We start from the raw sequence: 19823 nt of genomic DNA, 5'->3' as shown, positions 1-19823 counted from the left end.
GGACCGCGGACCCGCGGTACCGGCACCCCCGTCGCCTCGCGAGGCGGCGGGGGTGCCGTCGCGTCCGGCACCGCCGCGTCCCGCGTCGCCGCCGGTGCGCCGATCCCCGGGTCCGGCGCGGGGGCTGGCATCCTGCTCGCCATGTCCGCACGCGTCCGCCACGTCCTGCTCCCCGGTCGGCACCACCTCGTGACGCGCTTCCAGACGGCCTACCTGCACTCCCTGCTCGCCGGCGACCTCGCGGACTCCTCCGGCCGCCCGGTCGAGTGCGCCGCCGACGCCGACGTCGTCTGGGCCGTCACCTCGGCCACCCACAGCGGTACGCGACGCAACCCTGTTCCCGCGCACCGGCGCGAGGCCATGATCGAGCGGGTCGCGGCCGTCGAGGGGCTGCCCTCGCTCGTGGCCCCCGTGGCGGACGTCCCGCCGAGCCCGCGCTTCGCGCGCACCGTCCTCGCGAGCGTCGAGCTGTCGACGGGCGTGACCGCGACCCCGCTCGACACGGTCGTCGCGTGCTCGACCCCCGAGGTGGCTGCGATGTACGCCGAGCTGGGGTTCCGCGTCGTCCCGGTCGAGGACGCGTGCGAGGACGCGCCGGCGCGCCCGTGGGACGTGCTCGAGCTGCTGGCCGCCGGCGACGAGCGCTGGCGCGACCTCGCGCACCCCGAGGTCGTGCGGTTCTACGACCGCTACCGGCTCGACGCGCAGATCGCGCTGATCCACGCCGACCCGACGGTCTCGACGGAGGGCGACCTCACCACGACGCGCGACTACCGCAGCTACACCGCGGCCTTCGACGACGCGTCGGACCGCAAGTGGGACCAGGTCGCCCGGTTCGTCGAGCCCGGGCGCGTCGTGGACCTCGGCTGCGCGGCCGGTGGGCTCCTCGAGCGCGCGGCACGCGACCCGCGGCTCGCCGAGTCCGACCTCTACGGGGTCGACGTCTCGCGCCACCTCGTCGCCGAGGCGGAGCACCGCCGCGCGCAGGGCGTGTTCGCGAACCCCAACGTCTTCTTCGCCCAGCGGAACCTGCTCCGTTCCGCCGTCTTCCCCGTCGCCTCGGTCAGCACGACGCTGACCGTCGCCCTCACCCACGAGATCGCGAGCTACGGCGAGGGCCGCAGCGACCTCGAGCTCCTCGCGAAGCGGATCTACGAGCACACCGCGCCCGGCGGCGTGTGGGTCTGCTCGGACGTGCTCGGACCGGCCGACGGGGACCGGCTCGTGCACCTCGTGCTGGACGGCACCGGCGCCGGGGTCGCGCCGGTGGACCTGGACGGGTGGACGACGGAGGCCGTCGCCCGGCACGTGGCCGCGCTGTCGCCGGCCGAGCGGCTGGTGCAGCTCGCGCAGGACTTCCCGGCGCTGTCGGGCGGCGAGTGCGACGTGCGCTGGGTCGCGGACGGCGTCGCGGAGCTCACGCTGCGCGCCGCGATGGAGTTCCTCTACACGCGCGACTACGTCGACAGCTGGCTGTCCGAGTGCCACGAGCGGTTCTGCGACATGACGTGGCCCGACTGGGTCGCGCTGCTCGAGGGCGTCGGTTTCGCCGTCGAGCCCGGCAGCGGGGCGTGGCGCAACGAGTGGCTCGTCGAGAACCGGCTCTCGGTCGGGGCCGCGCTGCGCGACGCCGCGACCGGCGCCCCGGTGCCGTGGCCGGAGACGCACGTGACGTTCGTGGCCCGCCGGCCGCTCTAGCGGACCTCAGCGACCGGACGGGGCCACGGGCCCGGACACCCGCCGCACGCGCAGCGCCGCGAGGTCGTAGCCCTGGCTCACGTCGTTCCAGCGGACGCGCGGGGGCCCCGACGCGGCGAGGTCGTGCCGGACCAGCGCGGAGACGAAGATCTCGGACTCGACGAGCGCGAGCGGCGCCCCCGGGCACTTGTGGTGACCGTCGCCGAAGCTCAGCAGCGCGGGCGGGACCGTGCGGGGCAGCGGCCGCGCGGGGCGCAGCGCGAGGGGGTCGTCGCCGACCGTCCCCGCGTCCGCGTTGACCGCGCGGACGTCGATGTCCACGAGCGCGCCCGCCGGCAGCTCGACAGGACCGCCCGGCCCCTCGAGGCGCAGCGGGGCCGTGGTCCGGCGCAGCAGGTGCCCGATGACCGGCTCGAGCCGCAGCACCTCGTCGAGCACCGCGACCCGCCCCTCGCGGTCCGCCGCGCGGTACCGCGCGAGCAGCGCGTCGTCGTCCAGCAGGTGCCAGACCGCGACGGTCATGAGCTCGCGGGTCGTCACCATGCCCGCGGCGGCGTAGGTGACGCACTCGGTGAGGATGTCGAGGTCGCTGAAGCCGTCGTCGAGCAGCCGGCTGATGAGGTCGTCGCGGCGGCGGCGCCTGCGGGACCGGATGGCCGGCTGCACGTCGAGCAGGAAGAAGCGCAGCATCGCGGTGCTGCGGCGCAGCGCACGCCACCGCGCCAGCGGCGTGCGCGCGACCGACGTGTCGGGCTCGAAGAACGTGTCGAGCCGCCGGTGCATGCCGCGCGAGGAGGACCGGTCGAGCCCTATCACCCGCGCCGCGACCTGCACGGCCATCCGCATGCCGAGCGGGGCGACGTCCGTCCAGGTGTCGGCGCGGACGGTCGCGACCAGGCCGTCGGCCGTCTCCTGCATCCACGGGCGGTAGCCCTCGACGGTGCGCGGCGCGAAGAAGCGTGCCGCCGCCCGGCGCTGCGCGTGGTGCGCGTCGCCCTCGAGGTAGAGGATCGGCGGCCGGATCGACGACCCGCCGTCCCGGTCGAAGCCCTCCGCGTTGAAGCCCGCCTGCCGGGTCGCGTCGGCGTGCCGCAGCACGGTCCGCGCCAGCTCGAACGAGCGGATGCGCCAGGCGGGCTCGGGCCCGTCGACCCGCTCGAGCGGCGGCGCGAGGGCGTCGTCCGGCTGCGCGAGCTTGCGCACCGGGCACCGCCCGGCGACCGTGCCGTGCGTCTGCCCGTCCGCCGTGGCCGTCACCCGATCGAGCGTAGGGCTCGCGCCCCCTGGCGACCATCCCCCCGGGTTCGGGCGGCGCCCCGGTCAGCCGTAGAAGACGCGCTCCACCACGGCACGGGCGCGCCGCGCCGTGCGCAGGTAGTCCTCCTCGAGCAGGCTGCCCGACCCCGCGGGGTACCCGACCACGCGTGCGACGCCCGCGAGCGCCTGCCGGTCGTGCGGCAGCACGTCGGCGTGCGCGCCCGCGGCACGCCCGGTCCAGAGCACGTTCGCGTCCCGCAGGCGCGAGGCCAGCTCCCACGCCTCGCGCAGCTCCCGGGCGTCCTGCTCGTCGAGCAGCCCTGCCGCCGACGCGGCCGCGAGCGCGTCGAGGGTGGACGTGGTCCGCAGCGCCGGCACGGCGTGCGCGTGCTGCAGCTGGAGGAGCTGCGCGGTCCACTCGACGTCGGCGATGCCGCCGCGGCCGAGCTTGAGGTGCCGCGTCGGGTCGACGCCGCGCGGCAGCCGCTCGGCCTCGACGCGCGCCTTGATGCGCCGCACCTCCCGCACCACGGACGGGTCCGCCCCACCCTCGGGGTAGCGCAGCGGGTCGATCAGCGCGACGAACCGCTCCCCCAGCTCGGTGTCGCCCGCGACGGGCCGCGCGCGCAGCAGCGCCTGGCTCTCCCAGGGCGACGACCAGCGTCCGTAGTACTCGACGTGCGCGTCGAACGAGCGGGTGAGCGGCCCGTTGCGGCCCTCGGGGCGCAGGTCTGCGTCGACCTCGAGCGTCGGTTCCGGGCCGACCGAGCCGAGCAGCTGGCGGACGCGGGTGGCGGCGGACACGGCGAACTCCTGCGCGAGGCGAGGCTCGACACCGGGCACCGGGTCGTGCACGAACAGCACGTCGGCGTCCGACGAGTACCCCATCTCGCGTCCGCCGAGGCGGCCCATCGCGACCACGAGCAGCCGCGTCGGGGACGTGTCGAGGCCGCGCTCGGCCCGCGCCTCCGCCTCCGCGACGCGCAGCGTCCCCGCGAGCACGGTGTCCGCGGCCGTCGTCAGGCTCTGCGACGCCCGGGTGCTGGTCACGACGCCGAGCACGTCGGCCGCGGCGGTCCGGGCCAGCTCACGCCGCCGCAGCGCGCGCAGGGCCGTCACGGCCGGCACGGGCTCGTCGGCGCGGCGCAGCACCGCGTCCGCCTCGGCGGCCAGCCGGTCGGCCGTGCGCGGCTCGAGCTCCGCGTCGTCCGCCAGCCACGTCACCGACCCGGGCGATCGGCTGAGCGCGTCGGCGACGTAGCGCGAGGTGGACAGCACGCGCGCGAGGCGCTGCGCCGCCGTGCCGGAGTCCCGCAGGAGCTTGAGGTACCAGTGCGTCGTGCCGAGCTGGTCGGACAGGCGCCGGAACGCCAGCAGACCGCCGTCCGGGTCGGCACCCTCGGCGAACCAGCCGAGCATCACGGGCAGCAGCTGGCGCTGGATCGACGCGCGGCGCGAGACGCCGTCCGACAGCGCCGCGATGTGCCGCACCGCGCCCGCCGGGTCGCGGTAGCCGATCGCCGCGAGCCGGGCGCGCGCGGCCTCGGGCGCGAGCGTCGCCTCCTCGGCGGACAGACGCGCCGTCGCCGGCAGCAGCGGGCGGTAGAACAGCTCCTCGTGCAGGCGGCGCACGTCCCGGCGGGTCTGCCGCCAGCGATCGAGCAGGCCCTCCGGGCCCTCGACGCGCAGGCCCATCGTCCGCGACAGGCGCCGCAGGTCGGCGTCCGCGGTCGGCACCAGGTGCGTGCGCTGCAGGCGGTGCAGCTGGATGCGGTGCTCCATCATCCGCATCCAGCGGTAGCAGACCGCGAGCTGTGCGGCGTGGTCCCGGCCGACGTACCCGCCGGCCGCGAGCGCGGCGAGGGCCGTGAGCGTGTTGCCGCTGCGGATCGTCTCGTCCGCCCGGCCGTGCACCAGCTGCAGCAGCTGGACCGTGAACTCCACGTCCCGCAGGCCGCCGACGCCGAGCTTCAGCTGCCGGTCCGCCTCGGCCCGCGGCACGTGCTGCTCGACGCGCCGGCGCATCGCCTGGGAGTCCTCGACGAAGTTCTCCCGCGTGACGGCCCGCCACACGAGCGGGTTCGTCGCCTCGACGTACGCCTGCCCGAGCGCGGGATCCCCCGCGAGCGGGCGCGCCTTGAGCAGCGCCTGGAACTCCCAGGTCTTCGCCCAGCGGTCGTAGTAGGCGCGGTGGCTGGCGAGCGTGCGGACCAGCGGGCCGTCCTTGCCCTCGGGTCGCAGCGCGGCGTCGACCGGCCACAGGGCCGGCTCCGTGCCGCTCGGGCTCGCGCACGCCCGGGCGAGCCCCGCGGCCAGGCGCGCGCCCGCGACCAGCGCGGCGTCCTCGTCGGCGCCGTCGACCGGCTCCGCGACGTACACCACGTCGACGTCGGAGACATAGTTGAGCTCGCGGCCGCCGGCCTTGCCCATGCCGATGACCGCGAGCCGCACGTCGCGGCCGTGGTCGTCGAGATCGGCCCGGGCCACCGCGAGCGCGCCCTCGAGCGCCGCGCCGGCGAGGTCGGCGAGCGCCGCCGCCACGCCGGGCAGCCGGCTCAGCGGGTCCTCGACCGTGAGGTCGGTGGCCGCGATCCGCAGGAGGCGCGTGCGGTACGCGCGGCGCAGCGCGTCCGTCCCTGCGCCCCCGGTGAGGCCGGCGACCGGGACGTGCGCGTCCGGGTCGGCCCCCACGGCGGTCAGCAGCTCGGCCCGCACGTCCGGCGCCGGGACGGCGGTGCCCGCCGTCGGGTCGGCCACGACGCGGAGGTTCTCCGGGTGCGCCGCCAGCGTGTTCCCGAGCGCCGAGGACGCGCCCGTCACCGCGAGCAGGCGGGCGCGGCCCGGCCCGTCCGCCGCGAGCACGTCCCGCAGGAGGTCCCGCAGCGCGGCGTCGCGCCGCACGGCCCCGGCGATCTTCGCGAGCGCGAGCAGCGCCTCGTCGGGGTCGCCCACCTCCCGCAGCGCGGGCACCAGCGTCTCGGCCGCGTCGGGCGCGACCTCGAGGAGCGCCGCGTCCGCGAGCAGGCGCTCGGCCCGCGGCGCGTCCGCGACGCCCACGCGGGTCAGCCGTCCGGCCAGCGAGGCGCCCCGGCCGGTGGACGCGCTGCTCACCGGCGTCAGATCAGCGGGAGGAACCGCTGCAGCTCGTACGGGGTGACCTGCGCCCGGTACTCGGCCCACTCCTGGCGCTTGTTGCGCAGGAAGTAGTCGAACACGTGCTCCCCGAGCGTCTCGGCGACCAGCTCCGAGCGCTCCATCACCTGGATGGCGGCCTCGAGCGACGTCGGCAGCGGCTCGATCCCGAGCGCGCGGCGCTCGGCGTCGGTGAGCTCCCACACGTCGTCGTCGGCGCCCTCCGGCATCTCGTAGCCCTCCTCGATGCCCTTGAGGCCGGCCGCGAGCATGACCGCGAACGCGAGGTAGGGGTTCACGGCGGAGTCGATCGCGCGGTACTCGACGCGGCTCGAGTTGCCCTTGCCGGGCTTGTACATGGGCACGCGCACGAGCGCGGACCGGTTGTTGTGGCCCCAGCAGACGAAGCTCGGCGCCTCGGCGCCGCCCCACAGGCGCTTGTAGGAGTTCACGAACTGGTTGGTCACGGCGGTGATCTCCGCGGCGTGCCGCAGCAGGCCCGCGATGAACTGGCGCGCGACCTTGGACAGCTCGTAGTCCGCACCGGCCTCGTGGAACGCGTTGCGGTCGTCCTCGAACAGCGACACGTGCGTGTGCATGCCGGAACCCGGCTGGTCGGCCAGCGGCTTCGGCATGAAGGACGCGAACACGCCCTGCTCGAGCGCGACCTCCTTGACCACGGTGCGGAACGTCATGATGTTGTCGGCCGTCGTGAGCGCGTCGGCGTAGCGCAGGTCGATCTCGTTCTGGCCGGGCCCGGCCTCGTGGTGGGAGAACTCCACCGAGATGCCCATCGACTCGAGCATCGTGATCGCGGCGCGCCGGAAGTCGTGCGCCGTGCCGCGCGGCACGTGGTCGAAGTAGCCGCCCTGGTCGACGGGGACGAGCGGCAGCGCCGGGTCGGCGGGCGCGTCGAAGAGGTAGAACTCGACCTCGGGGTGCGTGTAGAAGGTGAAGCCGCGCTCGCTGGCGCGGTTGAGCGCCCGCTTGAGCACGTTGCGCGAGTCCGCGAGGGACGGCTCGCCGTCCGGCGTCAGCAGGTCGCAGAACATGCGCGCCGTGCCGTGCCGCTCGCCGCGCCACGGCAGGATCTGGAACGTCGAGGGGTCCGGCTTCGCGATCATGTCGGCCTCGAACACCCGCGTGAGGCCCTCGATGGCGCTGCCGTCGAAGCCGATGCCCTCGGCGAACGCCGACTCCAGCTCGGCGGGCGCGACCGCCACCGACTTGAGGATCCCGAGCACGTCGGTGAACCACAGACGGATGAAGCGGATGTCCCGCTCCTCGACGGTCCGGAGCACGAACTCCTGCTGCCTGTCCATGGCGTACATCCTGCCTGATGACGGGGCCTCGGCGGGCGCAGGTCGCGGGTGTGGCGGGGCACAGGCCCGCGGTGCGCCGCGAACGGCCCGGTCTAGGCTCGGCACATGCCCACGAGCGACTCGCCCGCCGCCGGCACGACCGGCGCCCCGACGGCCCCGAGCGGCACGTCGCCCGCACGTCCGGCGCGGATCCGCGTGCACCACCTGCAGGCCGCCAAGCAGCGGGGCGAGCGGCTGACGATGCTCACGGCGTACGACGCCGTGACGGCGCGGCTCTTCGACGACGCGGGCATCGACATGCTGCTCGTGGGCGACTCGATCGGGAACACCATGCACGGCCACACCACGACGCTGCCGGTCACGCTGGACGAGCTCGTCGTCGCAGCGCGCGCCGTGGCGGGCGCCGTCCGGCGCGCGTTCGTCGTCGCCGACCTGCCGTTCGGCTCGTACGAGGCGGGGCCCGAGCAGGCGCTCGCGAGCGCGGTGCGGATGATGAAGGAGACCGGCGTGGCGGCGGTCAAGCTCGAGGGCGGCCAGCGCTCGCTCGCGCAGATCCGCGCGCTCACGGCCGCCGGCATCCCGGTGGTCGCGCACCTCGGGTACACGCCGCAGTCGGAGAACCTGCTCGGCGGACCGCGCGTGCAGGGCCGCGGCGACCAGGGCCAGCGGCTGTGCGACGACGCCGTCGCGGTGGTCGACGCGGGCGCCGTCGCCGTCGTGCTGGAGATGGTGCCGGCCGAGGTGGCCGCGCGGATCACCGAGGTGGTGCCCGTGCCGACGATCGGCATCGGCGCCGGCCCCGAGTGCGACGGGCAGGTGCTGGTCTGGGTCGACATGGCCGGGATGGGCGACTGGTCCCCGCGGTTCGCCAAGCGCTTCGGCGAGGTCGGCGCGGCGCTCACCGCGGCGGCGCGCGCCTACGCGGACGAGGTGCGCTCCGGTGCCTTCCCGGAGGCTGCACACTCCTTCGACGCCTGACGCCCGGCCGGCTCGTCGTGCCCGACCTCCTGGCGGCACGGGACCGGAGTCAGCGGTCCTCCGCCTCCTCGGCGTCCCACGCCTCGGTGCGCCGCCGCGCCCGGTCGAGCGCGTGCTCCGCCTCCTCGCGGGTGGCGTACGGGCCCATCAGGTCGGCCCACTGACTGCGCTTGCCCTCCTCCACCTGACGGGTGCGGGTGTTGTACCAGTACTCGGCCACGGTCTCCTCCGCCCTCCGGGACGCCGGCTCCGCTCGACGGGTGGCGGGCCGTGCCTTCCGTAGACTGCCAGGCATGTCGCCGGTCCACGCGTCGCGCACCGCTCTCGTCCCGGGACGCGTGAGCCCACGCCGTCCGGTGCCCCCACGCATCCCCCGCCCCGAGTACGTCGACCGTCCCGCTCCCGCGCCGTGGCGCGGACCGGACGTCTTCGACGCCGACACGGTCGCGCGCATCCGCGTCGCCGCCCGCCTCGCGGCGCAGGCGCTGGAGGAGGTCGGCCGGCACGTGCGGCCCGGTGTGACGACCGACGAGCTCGACGCGGTCGGCCACGAGTTCCTCGTCTCCCACGGCGCCTACCCCTCGACGCTCGGCTACCGCGGCTTCCCGAAGTCGATCTGCACGTCGCTCAACGAGGTCGTCTGCCACGGCATCCCCGACTCCACCGTGGTGCAGGACGGCGACATCGTGAACGTCGACATCACCGCGTTCGTCGGCGGCGTCCACGGCGACACCAACGCCACGTTCCTCGCCGGCGACGTGGACGAGGAGTCCCGCCTGCTCGTCGAGCGCACGCGCGAGGCGCTCGAGCGCGGGATCCGGGCGGTGAAGCCGGGGCGGGAGATCAACGTCATCGGCCGCGTCATCGAGAAGTACGCGAACCGGTTCGGGTACGGCGTGGTCCGGGACTTCACGGGGCACGGCGTCGGGCCCGCCTTCCACACGGGTCTGGTCGTGCCGCACTACGACGCCGCGCCCGCGTACGACACCGTCATCCAGCCGGGCATGGTCTTCACGATCGAGCCGATGCTCGACCTGGGGACGGCCGACTGGGAGATGTGGGACGACGGCTGGACGGTCGTGACGGCCGACCGGCGGCGTTCCGCGCAGTTCGAGCACACCCTGCTGGTCACCGACGACGGGGCGGAGGTCCTGACGCTGCCATGAGCAAGGACGCCAAGCACGAGAAGCACAAGGTCGACATCGCGTTCGGCATCGACATCGGAGGCTCGGGCATCAAGGGAGCCCCGGTCGACCTCGCGACGGGCGAGTTCGCCGCCGGCCGGGTCCGCATCCCCACCCCCCAGCCCTCGACGCCCGCCGCGGTGGCCGAGACGGTCGCGCAGGTCGTCGACTCCTTCGACCTGCACAAGGACGTGCCGATCGGGGTGACGTTCCCGGCGGTGATCCTGCACGGGGTCGCGCAGTCCGCGGCGAACGTGGACAAGTCGTGGATCGGCACGGACGTCGAGAAGGCGGTCGGCGCCGCGTCCGGGCGCCGCGTGCTCGCCGTCAACGACGCCGACGCCGCCGGGTACGCCGAGGTCCAGTACGGCGCCGCGAAGGGCGTGCCCGGGGTCGTCCTCGTCGTCACGCTCGGCACCGGGATCGGCTCGTGCCTCGTCGTGGACGGCGTGCTCGTGCCGAACACCGAGCTCGGGCACCTGGAGATCGACGGGCACGACGCCGAGACGCGCGCGTCCGACGCGGCACGCGACCGCGAGGACCTGACGTTCCCGCAGTGGGCCGAGCGCCTGCAGCGCTACTTCTCGGTCGTCGAGAACCTGTTCTGGCCCGACCTCATCGTCGTCGGCGGCGGCGTGAGCAAGAAGCACCAGGAGTTCCTGCCGCTGCTCGACCTGCGCACGCCGATCGTCCCCGCCGCCCTGCGCAACGCCGCCGGCATCGTCGGTGCGGCGCGACTGGCGGCACACGGCGCGCACTGACGCGTCGCCCGCGCGCACGGCCGGACGCCCGCCACGCTCACCGTGGCGGGCGTCCGTCATCCGTACGGGTGCCTACGGCGCCCGATAAGGGCCCTCACCAGGAATCTCCCAGGAACTGTCCGTAGCGTCAGTCACATCCGCGAGTCGAGCACCCGCTCACCCCCACGGCTGGGAAGTCGAACCGAGCCTGGAGGCCGTGTGGCTGCTGCAACCGTCGCCGTCCCGCCCGTCCGTCCGACGTCGCCCCGCGTGGCGGCCGCCGGCACGTACCACGAGCTGTCGGCGGAGGTGAAGGCGGCCGGCCTGCTCGACCGCACGCCCGGCTTCTACATCTCGCTCCTCGCGGGCCTCACCACCGCCCTCGCCGGGCTGGTCACCGCGTTCGTCCTGCTGGGGCACTCGTGGTGGCAGCTGCTGGTCGCGGGCCTGCTGGGCATCGTGCTGACGCAGTTCGCGTTCATCTCGCACGAGGCCTCGCACCGCCAGGTGCTGCTCACGGGCCCGGCCAACGACCGCCTGGGACGGGTGCTCGCCAACGGCGTCGTCGGCATCAGCCACCAGTGGTGGATGACCAAGCACACGCGTCACCACGCGAACCCCAACCGCGTCGGCAAGGACCCGGACATCGCGCCCGACACCGTCGTCTTCCTCGAGGAGGACGCCCGCGAGACGCGGGGGCTCGTGCGCCGGATCGTCCGTCACCAGGGCTGGCTGTTCTTCCCCCTCCTGACGCTCGAGGGCCTCAACCTGCACGCGGTGTCGATCCGCAGCCTGCTGGCCCTGCCGGGCAGCCGCGCGCGCACCCGCGAGCTCGTGACGCTCGCGCTGCGCCTGTCGCTGTACGTCGCGCTGGTGGTGTGGGCTCTGCCCCTGGGCATGGCCGCCGCGTTCCTCGGTGTGCAGCTCGCCGTGTTCGGCGTGTACATGGGCGCGTCGTTCGCGCCGAACCACAAGGGCATGGCGATCATCCCCGCGGACAGCCGGCTGGACTTCCTCAGCAAGCAGGTGCTGACCTCGCGCAACATCAACGGCGGCACGTTCGTCACGATGCTCATGGGCGGCCTCGACGCGCAGGTCGAGCACCACCTGTTCCCGAACATGCCGCGCCCGCACCTCGCCCGCGCCCGGCAGATCGTCCGGGCGCACTGCGCCCGCAACGGCGTCCCGTACACGGAGACGTCGCTCGTGCGCTCGTACGCGATCGTCGTGCAGTACCTCAACCGGGTCGGCCTCGCCGCCCGCGACCCGTTCGACTGCCCCGTGCGCACGCAGTACCGCTGACCGCCGGCCCCTGGTATCCAGGGGCCATGTCGGGGCTCGGGTGGGTGCTGGTGGTCGCGGGCTGCGTCCTCGGGCTCGTGCTCGTCGACCGCGCGGTCGCCCGGGGCTGAGACGCCGCGCCGCCGTGGGACCTCGACGCCGGGCCGGTCGTCCTCGGTGGGGGCCCAAACACCGTGCGCACACCGGGTCGCTCCCCTAGCGTGGGCGCCATGCCCCTGGTCGTCTCGCAGGTCTCGTTCGACGCCGCCGACCCGTCCGCGCTCGCGCGCTGGTGGTCGCAGGTGCTGGGCTGGCCCGTGGTGGAGGAGGACGAGCAGGGGGACGAGGTCGCGATCGCGCCCTCCGACGGCTCAGCGACCGAGTGGCTGTTCGTGCGGGTGCTCGACGAGCGCCGCGTCAAGAACCGCGTCCACCCCGACCTCCGCCCGGCCGACGGCAGCGACCAGGCGACCGAGCTCGCGCGGGTGCTCGAGCTGGGCGCGACGCGCGTCGACATCGGCCAGGGGGACGTGCCGTGGCACGTGCTCGCCGACCCGGAGGGCAACGAGTTCTGCATCCTGCGCAGCACACCGGCTGAGCTCGCGGCCGCGGAGGCGGCCGAGCGCGGCGCCGAGGAGCCGGACGCGCCCGCCGGCGCGAGCTTCTGACCGACCGCCACAGGACGTCCACGGGCTCTCCCCCGACCTTCCGCGCGGACCGCGCGCGCCCGCGTCCCGCCGGGTGCTGAGGTGGGACCGTGCTGCGCCGCCCGGCTCCGGTCCCCTCCGCCTCCCCGGCGGAGCGCGGGTTCACGGGCGTCGAGGAGCGCATCGACCGCTGGGCGCACGCGCGGCTGCGTGCCCTCGGCGACCGCGGCTGGCGGACGTCGGCGCTCGAGCTGGTGGTGTTCGTGCTCAAGCAGGCGTGGGCGTGCCTGTTCGGTGCGCTCATGCTCGCCCTGCTCCTGGCGGCACGGTTCTGGTACCCGGACGACGCGGCGCTCGCGCGGGACGACGCGCTGACCCTCGCCGCCGTCGTGCTGCAGGTGCTCATGCTCCTCACGCGGCTGGAGACGGCCCGGGAGATGCGCGTCGTCGGGCTGTTCCACGTCGTCGGCACGGTGATGGAGGTCTTCAAGACGTCCGCCGGGTCGTGGGCGTACGCCGCCGACGGCGTCCTGCGCATCGGCGACGTGCCGCTGTACTCCGGGTTCATGTACGCCGCCGTCGGCTCCTACCTCGTGCGCACGTTCCGCATCTTCGACCTGCGGTTCGACCGCTGGCCCCGCCGGCGGGTGACCGCGCTGCTCGCGACGGCGGTCTACGCGAACTTCTTCACGCACCACTGGCTGCCGGACGTCCGGTGGGCGCTGGTCGCGGCGGTGCTGCTCGTCTTGGGGCGCACGGTGATGCACTACCGCGTGCACGCGCGCACGTGGCGCATGCCGGTCGTCGTGGGCTTCGTGCTCGTCGCGTCGGCGATCTGGGTGGCGGAGAACGTCGCCACGTACGCGGACGCGTGGCTGTACCCGTCGCAGGCCGACGGGTGGCACCTGGTCTCGCTGAGCAAGCTGGGCTCGTGGTTCCTGCTCATGCTCATCTCGGTGGTGCTGGTGGCGTGGGTGTACCGGCCGCAGCCGCCGGACGCACGCGTGCCGACCGTCGGGTCAGGCAGGCGCGCGGCCGAGGAGACGGGCGACCGCGATCCCCTCACCGCACCGGTGCTCGACGCCCACGACGGCTGACCGGCCGTCCGCCCGCGTGCGGACCCACGCCAGGACCTCCTCGACGGAGTCCACGTCGACCAGCCGCCACTCCTCGGCCTGCGTCGAACCGATCCAGAACTCGACCCGGTAGGCCGGGTGGTCGTCCTCGTCGGTCACGTCGCGCGGGTCGTGCACGGTGGCTCTCACGGCGTCAGCGTCCCGGGCCGCGCCGCCGCAGGCAAGGGTCGCGGTCTCGGGCGCAGGTGGTGCGTGCGGCGGTGACGGCCCGGCGGGCTATCCTGGCGACGCGGATGAGTCAGCCAGGCGGCCGCGTCGGTCCCTCCTCGGAGGGGCCGCCGAGGAACGTCCGGGCTCCGTAGGGCAGGGTGGTGGGTAACGCCCACCCGGGGTGACCCGCGGGACAGTGCCACAGAGAACAGACCGCCACGTGCGACCGGTCCGCCGGACGTGCGGGGTAAGGGTGAAACGGTGGTGCAAGAGACCACCAGCGTGCCGGGCGACCGGTGCGGCTAGGTAAACCCCACCCGGAGCAAGGCCAGACAGGGAGCGTCCGAGGGCTGCCCGCCCGAGCTCCCGGGTAGGCCGCTGGAGGCGTGCGGCAACGTACGTCGTAGATGGATGGCCGTCACCCGCGCGGGGGCAACCGCGCGCGGGGACAGAACCCGGCGTATCGGCTGACTCATCCGCCCTTCGGGGCGCCGCCCCGCCCGCGCCGGACGCCGCGCCGCCGGCGCGCACCGTGCGCGCGGCTCGCACCACGTCGCAGCGGCGACCGCACCGATGCGGACCCCGCCGGGTGGTAGTACACCCTCAGGGACGGCCACGGCGTGCCGTCGTCCGACAGTTCCTCGTGGAAGACGACGTCCTGCACGTCGACCCGTCCCAACCGCTCGATCGAGCTGGCGACCCGGCGCAGGAGGGCCGGCACGTCGTCCTGGCCCGGCCCGAGCGGGTTGTTCTGCGAGAAGTTCCAGGTGGTCCCGCGGTCGGCGCGATCGGTCATCCGCGCAGTGTCCACGGGAGCAGTCGGCCGCGCGACGACACGCCGCACGCCCACCCTCACACGTCGACGCGGTAGTCCAGCGTCAGCTCGTCGCCCGCTCGGCCGCGGATGCCCCAGTGCGTCGGCGGGCTCTCGAGGACGATGACCTCCAGGTCGTCCGCGGCGAGGCCGAGGGCCGGTGCGACGTCGTCGTAGAACGCGGCGACGAGGGCCCGCACGGCGGCGGGGCTGCGGCCGGTGAAGCAGACGACCTCGACGACGAGGTAGGCGTCGCCGCGCGGGGCGACGAGGTCGTCGTCGTCGAACCAGAAGAAGCGGTGGAACCGCTTGTCCTGCGGCAGCCCCCACGCCGACGTCACGGCCCCGTGGATCGCGTCCGAGACCTCCTGGCGGCGCGAGGCCCAGACCGAGCGCCGCCCGTGCACCTTCACGTGAGCCATCGCACGCCCTTCCGGCCGCAGGCACGGCGGGGACGCCGCGTCGCGGCACCTTACAGTCGCGGGGTGCTCGTGATGCTGCCGCCCTCGGAGGGCAAGACGCCCGCTCGCTCCGGCGCGCCGCTCGACCTCGCGGACCTTTCGCACGCCGACCTCACGCCGCTGCGGGCGAAGGTGCTGGACGCGCTCGTCGAGGTGGGGGGCCGCCCCGACGGGCCCCAGGTCCTCGGCGTCTCCCGCGGCCTCGCGGACGAGGTCGCGCGCAACGCGACCCTCCGCGACGCCCCGGCGGCGCCCGCGTCCCGCGTCTACACCGGCGTGCTCTACGGGGCGGCGGGCCTGGACAGCCTGACGCCGACGGCCCGTGCCCGGGCCGCGCGGCACGTCCGCATCGTGTCGGGCCTGTGGGGCGTCGTCACCCCGGACGACCGCATCCCCGCCTACCGGCTGTCCATGGGCACCGACCTCCCCGGCGTGGGGCCGCTCGCGCCGGCCTGGCGCGGTCCGCTCGGCGACGCGCTCACCGCGGAGGCCGCCGGTGCTCTCGTCGTCGACTGCCGCTCCGCCGCGTACCTCGCGGCGTGGACCCCACCGGCGGACGCCGACTGGGTGACGGTCCGCGTGCTGCGCGAGGTGGACGGGCGGCGCTCGGTCGTCTCGCACCACGCGAAGCACACGCGGGGCCTCCTGACGCGGCACCTCGTCACGCGGCGCGGACGTCCGCCGCGTGACGCCGAGGAGCTCGCCCACGTCGCGAGCGCGCTGGTCGGCGACGCGCTCCTGGCCGTCGAGCTCGACGCTCCCCCGCGCCGCGGGGCCCGCACGCTGTCGCTCGTGGTGGCCTGACGTGGCCACGGCGCGGGGCGCCCTGCACCACGTCGAGCTGTGGCTCCCGGACGACGACGAGGCGTGGGCGTCGTTCACGTGGCTGCTCCCCGCACTCGGGTACGAGCGGACGAGCACGTGGCGCACGGGCTCGACGTGGACGCTCGGCGCCACGTACGTGGTCCTGGAGACCGGCCCGGACGTGCTGGCGGGAGCCCACGACCGCCGCCGCCCCGGGGTGAACCACCTGGCGTTCCACGCCGGGACGCGCGCCGACGTCGACACCCTCGTGGTCGCCGCGGAACGGCACGGCTGGACGCTGATGTTCCCGGACGCCCACCCGTTCGCCGGCGGACCGGAGCACTACGCCGCCTACCTGGAGAACGCGGCCGGCTTCGAGGTCGAGCTGGTCGCGGACGAGGAGACGGACGCCACGTCGACCTGACGCGCGGCGGCGGTCAGGCCCCGCCCCACCCCTCGCTGGGCGCACCGGCGACCGCGATCTCGTCCCGCTTGTCCGCGTACAGGCGGATGATGCTCACCGACGCCGGCGCCACGCGCAGCTGGCTCCACGTGCCCGGGTCCGCGCCCATGGTGACGCCTAGCGCCGCGCGGATGGCCACGGCGTGCGAGACCACGACGACGGTGCGTGGACCGCCGGTCCGCAGCGATTCGAGCCCGGCGCGCAGGCGCACGCCGACGTCCTCGATGGACTCCCCGCCGCCGGGCGGGCGCAGCCGGCCGGACGTGTGCCAGGGCTCGAGCTGCCCGGGCCAGCGCTCCTCGATCTCCTCGGCGGTCAGACCCTGCCAGTCGCCGAAGTTCGCCTCCTGGAACGCCGCGTCGGTGCGGACGGCGAGGGAGAGCCGCTCGGCGATAATCCCGCCGGTCTGCTGCGTGCGGACCATCGGCGACGCGACGAGCTCCGTCGGGTACGCGATGTCGCCCCACAGGTCACGCCCGACGCGGTGCACGAGCGCCGCTGCCGCCTCCGCCTGCGCGCGCCCGTGCTCGTCGAGCGGCGGCCCGGGCTCCGAGGAGCCGGAGTACCCCCGCGAGACCGTCATGGTCGTCTGCCCGTGCCGCACCAGCACGACCGTCACGGGCTCGTCGGCGTCGAAGCGCACCGCGGCACCGGACGGGCGCGGCTGTCGCGCCCGGGCCTGGCCCGCCGGGGTTCCCGTCCCGGCCGGGTCGGTCGCCGTGTCGTGGTCGAGCGCCTGCGCGCCGTCGCCCGGTGCGGTCATCAGGCCCCCTCGGTCCCGCGGATCAGGATGCGCCCGCACTCCTCGCACCGCACCACGGCGTCGGCCGGCTTGGCGCGGATTCCCTCGAGATCCAGGGGGTTGAGCTCCAGGCGGCAGCCCTCGCACCGGTTGCCGCGCAGCGGCGCCGCGCCGCGGCCCTGGTGCTGACCGCGCAGCCGCTCGTAGAGCGTGACGAGGGCGGCGTCGATGCCGTCGGCCGCCGTCGCGCGCACCGACCGGAGCCGCTGGGCCTCGGCGTCGATCTCCGCGTACGCGGCGTCGCGCTCCGCGACGACCTTGTCCCGCTCCCCGACCAGCGCGAGGTGCGCCTGCTCGAGCTCCGTCAGCACCCCCTCGTGGGCCTCCAGGCGCTCCATGACCTCGAGCTCGACCTCCTCGAGGTCCCCCTGCCGGCGGGCCAGGCTCTCGAGCTCGCTCGACAGCGCCTGCGCGTCCTTGGCGGAGACCTGCCCCGCGTCGAGCCGCTGCTGGTTGCGCGTGGCCCGGCTGCGGACCTGCTCGACGTCCGCCTCCGCCTTGCGCAGCTCCGTGCGCAGGTCGGACGCGGCGGTGCGGGACGTGACGAGCGCGGTGTCGAGGTCGGCGAGCTGCGCGTCGAGCTCGATGAGCCGGGCGAGGGCGGGCAGCGTGCGCCGCTTGTGCGCGAGCTGGTCGAGGCGGGTGTCGAGCTCCTGGACGTCCAGGAGACGGCGCTGGTCGACTGCGGGGGCGCTCGTCACGGGGTTCCTTCCGGCTGGGTGCTGGCCGTCTGCGGCACGTGACCCGTCCACGGGTCGGTGCGCAGCGTGCTCACGCGGGTCTCCACCGTAGTGCCCTGCGCCTGCAGGTCCGCGACCAGGCCGGCGGCCGCGCGCACGAGCCACGGCCACTCCGACGCGGAGTGCGCGAGGTCGACGAGCGCGGGCCGCGGCGCGCCGCCGCCCGCCTCGAACGCCGCGCGCTCCTGCTGCTCGGAGGCGGGGTGGTGACGCAGGTCCGCGGTGACGTACGCGTCGACGTCGGCGGCGCGCACGGCGTCGAACAGCGAGTCGCCGGACCCGCCGAGCACCGCCACGCGCCGCACCAGCATGTCGGGGTCGCCGGCGTACCGGACGCCCTGCGCGGTCGCGGGCACGGCGCCGGCGACCGCGGCGGCGAACGCGGCGAGGGTCACCGGCTCGCGCAGCGACCCGACGCGGCCCAGCCCGGTCGGACCCGGCTCCGGGGCGAGCTCGAGCACGTCGTACGCCGGCTCCTCGTACGGGTGGGCGGCGCGCAGCGCGGCGAGCACACGCGACCGGTCGGTCCGCGGTGCCACCATCTCGACGCGCGTCTCGCGCACGTGCTCCCGCCGGCCCACCGCGCCGATCGCCGGTGCCGCGCCCTCCAGCGGCGTGAAGGTCCCCTCACCCGTCGTCGTCCACGCCGCGCGCTCGTAGTCGCCGAGCACCCCGGCCCCGGCGGACGCGAGCGCGTCGACGAGCGCGTCGGCGTGGTCGGCCGGGACGAAGACGACGACCTTGTCGAGCGCCGGCGCGGGCACCGGCACCAGGGGCACGGTATCGACCACGCCGAGCGCGTCGGCGAGCGCCTCGGCCACTCCCCCGCGTGCCGCGTCGGCGTTGGTGTGCGCGGTGTACAGGGCGCAGCCGCCGCGCACGAGACGGTGCACGAGCGCGCCCTTGTACGTCGTGGCCGCCACCGAGTGGACGCCGCGCAGGTACAGCGGGTGGTGCGTGAGCAGCAGGTCGGCGTCCCACGCGAGCGCCTCGTCGACCACCGCGGCCACGGGGTCCACCGCGAGCAGCACCCGCCGCACGGGCGCGGCCGGGTCACCTGCCGTGAGGCCGACGGCGTCCCAGGACTCCGCCGTCCGCGGCGGGTACCGGCGCTCGAGCGCGGCGACGACGTCGGCGAGCGTCGCGGGGCTCACGGCAGGACCAGCGACTTCGTCACCGTCCGCTCGTCCATCGCGGCGTACGCGGCACCGATCTCGTCGAGCGCGAACGTCCCGTCGAAGACGAGCCCCGGCTCGATGGTGCCCGCCCACACGTCGGGCAGCAGCCCCTCGATGTACGCACGCACGGGCGCGACGCCGCCCAGCACGCCGATGTTCGCGCCGAACAGCTGCGGCACCGGCAGCTCGGGACCGCCCGCGGGCACCCCGACGTAGCCGACGCGGCCCCCCGGCCGCACCGTGTCGAGCGCCTGCTGCATCGACTCCTTGGTCCCCACGCACTCCAGCACCGCGTCCGGACCGACGCCGCCGAGCAGGTCGATCACCGCCGCCGCGCCCTCGTCGCCGCGCTCCGCGACGACGTCCGTGGCGCCGAAGCGGACCGCGAGGGCCGACCGCGCCTCGTGCCGTGACATCGCGACGACGCGCTCGGCACCCAGCCGGCGTGCCGCGATCACCGCGCACAGCCCGACGGCGCCGTCGCCGACGACCGCCACCGTGGAGCCGGCGCGCACGCCCCCGGCCAGGGCCGCGTGGTGCCCGGTGCCCATGACGTCGGTGAGCGTGAGGACGTGCGGCAGCAGCGCGTCGTCCGGGTGCTCGGGGGTGACGACGAGCGTGCCGTCCGCGAGCGGCACGCGCACGTACTCGCCCTGCCCCCCGTCCACCATGTCGCCGTACCGGTCGGCGCTGCCCCAGCTCTCGCCGTGCACGCACGACGTGTGCACGCCGTTGCGGCAGTGCACGCACGTGCCGTCGCTGATCGCGAACGGCGCGACGACGAAGTCGCCCACGGCGACCCGCGCCACGTCGGACCCGACCTCCTCGACGACGCCGACGAACTCGTGCCCGATCCGCCGCGGCTCGCGCACCGGCCGGACGCCGCGGTACGGCCACAGGTCGGAGCCGCACACACAGCTCGCGACCACGCGCACGACGGCGTCGGTCGGACGGCGGACGACCGGGTCGGGCACCTGCTCGACACGGACGTCACGGGGACCATGCAGGAGGGTGGCGCGCACGGCCCGAGCCTACG

Annotated in this window: 20 protein-coding genes and 1 other RNA gene; 10 read left to right on the top strand and 11 right to left on the bottom strand. The window is 75.3% G+C overall.

All coding sequences use genetic code 11. The features are described 5' to 3' along the window. Nucleotides 1-141: 141 nt before the first annotated feature. Nucleotides 142-1698, top strand: coding sequence for a class I SAM-dependent methyltransferase (locus E5225_RS07185; RefSeq protein WP_135973093.1), 1557 nt, complete (start codon nt 142-144; stop codon nt 1696-1698). 6 nt (nt 1699-1704) lie between these two features. On the opposite strand, the gene E5225_RS07180 is transcribed toward E5225_RS07185, so the two are convergent. From E5225_RS07180 to E5225_RS07170, 3 genes are all read right to left on the bottom strand, one after another. Then, nucleotides 1705-2955, bottom strand: coding sequence for a cytochrome P450 (locus tag E5225_RS07180; protein WP_135973092.1), 1251 nt, complete (start codon nt 2953-2955; stop codon nt 1705-1707). A gap of 63 nt (nt 2956-3018) precedes the next feature. Beyond that, on the bottom strand, nt 3019-6066 hold the full coding sequence (locus E5225_RS07175) for a bifunctional [glutamine synthetase] adenylyltransferase/[glutamine synthetase]-adenylyl-L-tyrosine phosphorylase (RefSeq protein ID WP_135973091.1): 3048 nt from the start codon (nt 6064-6066) through the stop codon (nt 3019-3021). A 5-nt stretch (nt 6067-6071) separates the two neighbouring features. Then, complete coding sequence (locus E5225_RS07170) at nt 6072-7409, bottom strand: glutamine synthetase family protein (protein ID WP_135973090.1); 1338 nt, start codon at nt 7407-7409, stop codon at nt 6072-6074. Nucleotides 7410-7514: 105 nt separating this feature from the next. Here E5225_RS07170 and panB point away from each other — a divergent pair, with 105 nt between their 5' ends. Continuing rightward, nucleotides 7515-8387, top strand: coding sequence for a 3-methyl-2-oxobutanoate hydroxymethyltransferase (panB, locus tag E5225_RS07165; protein ID WP_135973089.1), 873 nt, complete (start codon nt 7515-7517; stop codon nt 8385-8387). Between the two features lie 49 nt (nt 8388-8436). Here panB and E5225_RS07160 read toward each other — a convergent pair whose 3' ends face one another. Further along, entirely contained in the window at nt 8437-8607 is a 171-nt protein-coding gene (locus E5225_RS07160) for an SPOR domain-containing protein (protein ID WP_135973088.1), read from the bottom strand. A 73-nt stretch (nt 8608-8680) separates the two neighbouring features. On the opposite strand from E5225_RS07160, the gene map reads away from it, so the two are divergent. From map to E5225_RS07135, 5 genes are all read left to right on the top strand, one after another. After that, nucleotides 8681-9553, top strand: a complete 873-nt coding sequence (gene map / locus E5225_RS07155) for a type I methionyl aminopeptidase (protein WP_135973087.1) — start codon at nt 8681-8683, stop codon at nt 9551-9553. Beyond that, complete coding sequence (ppgK, locus tag E5225_RS07150; RefSeq protein ID WP_135973086.1) at nt 9550-10332, top strand: polyphosphate--glucose phosphotransferase; 783 nt, start codon at nt 9550-9552, stop codon at nt 10330-10332. Before map ends, ppgK begins: the two co-directional genes overlap by 4 nt. Nucleotides 10333-10530: 198 nt before the next feature. Next, complete coding sequence (locus E5225_RS07145) at nt 10531-11613, top strand: fatty acid desaturase family protein (protein ID WP_135973085.1); 1083 nt, start codon at nt 10531-10533, stop codon at nt 11611-11613. 209 nt (nt 11614-11822) lie between these two features. Next, nucleotides 11823-12260, top strand: a complete 438-nt coding sequence (locus E5225_RS07140; RefSeq protein ID WP_135973084.1) for a VOC family protein — start codon at nt 11823-11825, stop codon at nt 12258-12260. Nucleotides 12261-12349: 89 nt separating this feature from the next. Beyond that, a complete protein-coding gene (locus E5225_RS07135) occupies nt 12350-13336 on the top strand; it encodes a DUF817 domain-containing protein (RefSeq protein WP_243738168.1) in 987 nt (328 codons plus the stop codon). On the opposite strand, the gene E5225_RS07130 is transcribed toward E5225_RS07135, so the two are convergent. After that, entirely contained in the window at nt 13259-13504 is a 246-nt protein-coding gene (locus tag E5225_RS07130; RefSeq protein ID WP_135973083.1) for a hypothetical protein, read from the bottom strand. The genes E5225_RS07135 and E5225_RS07130 overlap by 78 nt on opposite strands. Nucleotides 13505-13609: 105 nt before the next feature. Between E5225_RS07130 and rnpB the strand changes: the two genes are divergently transcribed. Next, nucleotides 13610-14004, top strand: an RNA gene (gene rnpB, locus E5225_RS07125) — RNase P RNA component class A. Here the strand turns inward: rnpB and E5225_RS07120 are convergent. Both E5225_RS07120 and E5225_RS07115 read right to left on the bottom strand, forming a co-directional pair. Further along, nucleotides 13998-14321: a hypothetical protein gene (locus E5225_RS07120; protein ID WP_135973082.1), complete on the bottom strand. Its 324-nt coding sequence runs from the start codon at nt 14319-14321 to the stop codon at nt 13998-14000. The genes rnpB and E5225_RS07120 overlap by 7 nt on opposite strands. A 56-nt stretch (nt 14322-14377) precedes the next feature. After that, complete coding sequence (locus E5225_RS07115) at nt 14378-14761, bottom strand: tautomerase family protein (protein WP_135973081.1); 384 nt, start codon at nt 14759-14761, stop codon at nt 14378-14380. Nucleotides 14762-14824: 63 nt separating this feature from the next. Here E5225_RS07115 and E5225_RS07110 point away from each other — a divergent pair, with 63 nt between their 5' ends. Beyond that, nucleotides 14825-15604, top strand: coding sequence for a YaaA family protein (locus E5225_RS07110; RefSeq protein ID WP_135973080.1), 780 nt, complete (start codon nt 14825-14827; stop codon nt 15602-15604). Between the two features lies 1 nt (nt 15605). Beyond that, the gene (locus E5225_RS07105; protein ID WP_135973079.1) at nt 15606-16028 is read left to right on the top strand and encodes a VOC family protein; all 423 of its coding nucleotides are present in this window, start codon (nt 15606-15608) and stop codon (nt 16026-16028) included. A 13-nt stretch (nt 16029-16041) separates the two neighbouring features. Here E5225_RS07105 and E5225_RS07100 read toward each other — a convergent pair whose 3' ends face one another. From E5225_RS07100 to E5225_RS07085, 4 genes are read right to left on the bottom strand one after another with little or no spacing between them, the layout of a single operon-like run. Next, nucleotides 16042-16830: a histidine phosphatase family protein gene (locus E5225_RS07100; protein ID WP_135973078.1), complete on the bottom strand. Its 789-nt coding sequence runs from the start codon at nt 16828-16830 to the stop codon at nt 16042-16044. Next, the gene (locus tag E5225_RS07095) at nt 16830-17570 is read right to left on the bottom strand and encodes a zinc ribbon domain-containing protein (RefSeq protein ID WP_135973077.1); all 741 of its coding nucleotides are present in this window, start codon (nt 17568-17570) and stop codon (nt 16830-16832) included. Before E5225_RS07095 ends, E5225_RS07100 begins: the two co-directional genes overlap by 1 nt. Further along, nucleotides 17567-18763, bottom strand: a complete 1197-nt coding sequence (locus E5225_RS07090) for a Nif3-like dinuclear metal center hexameric protein (protein WP_135973076.1) — start codon at nt 18761-18763, stop codon at nt 17567-17569. Before E5225_RS07090 ends, E5225_RS07095 begins: the two co-directional genes overlap by 4 nt. Beyond that, nucleotides 18760-19809, bottom strand: a complete 1050-nt coding sequence (locus E5225_RS07085) for a zinc-dependent alcohol dehydrogenase family protein (RefSeq protein WP_135973075.1) — start codon at nt 19807-19809, stop codon at nt 18760-18762. The genes E5225_RS07090 and E5225_RS07085 overlap by 4 nt, the downstream gene beginning before the upstream one ends. Between the last annotated feature and the right edge of the window lie 14 nt (nt 19810-19823).

This window comes from Cellulomonas shaoxiangyii, assembly GCF_004798685.1.
Lineage (GTDB): Bacteria > Actinomycetota > Actinomycetes > Actinomycetales > Cellulomonadaceae > Cellulomonas > Cellulomonas shaoxiangyii.
The sequence above is the reverse complement of the archived record's forward strand: the minus strand, read 5'-3'. Positions and strand labels throughout refer to the sequence as shown.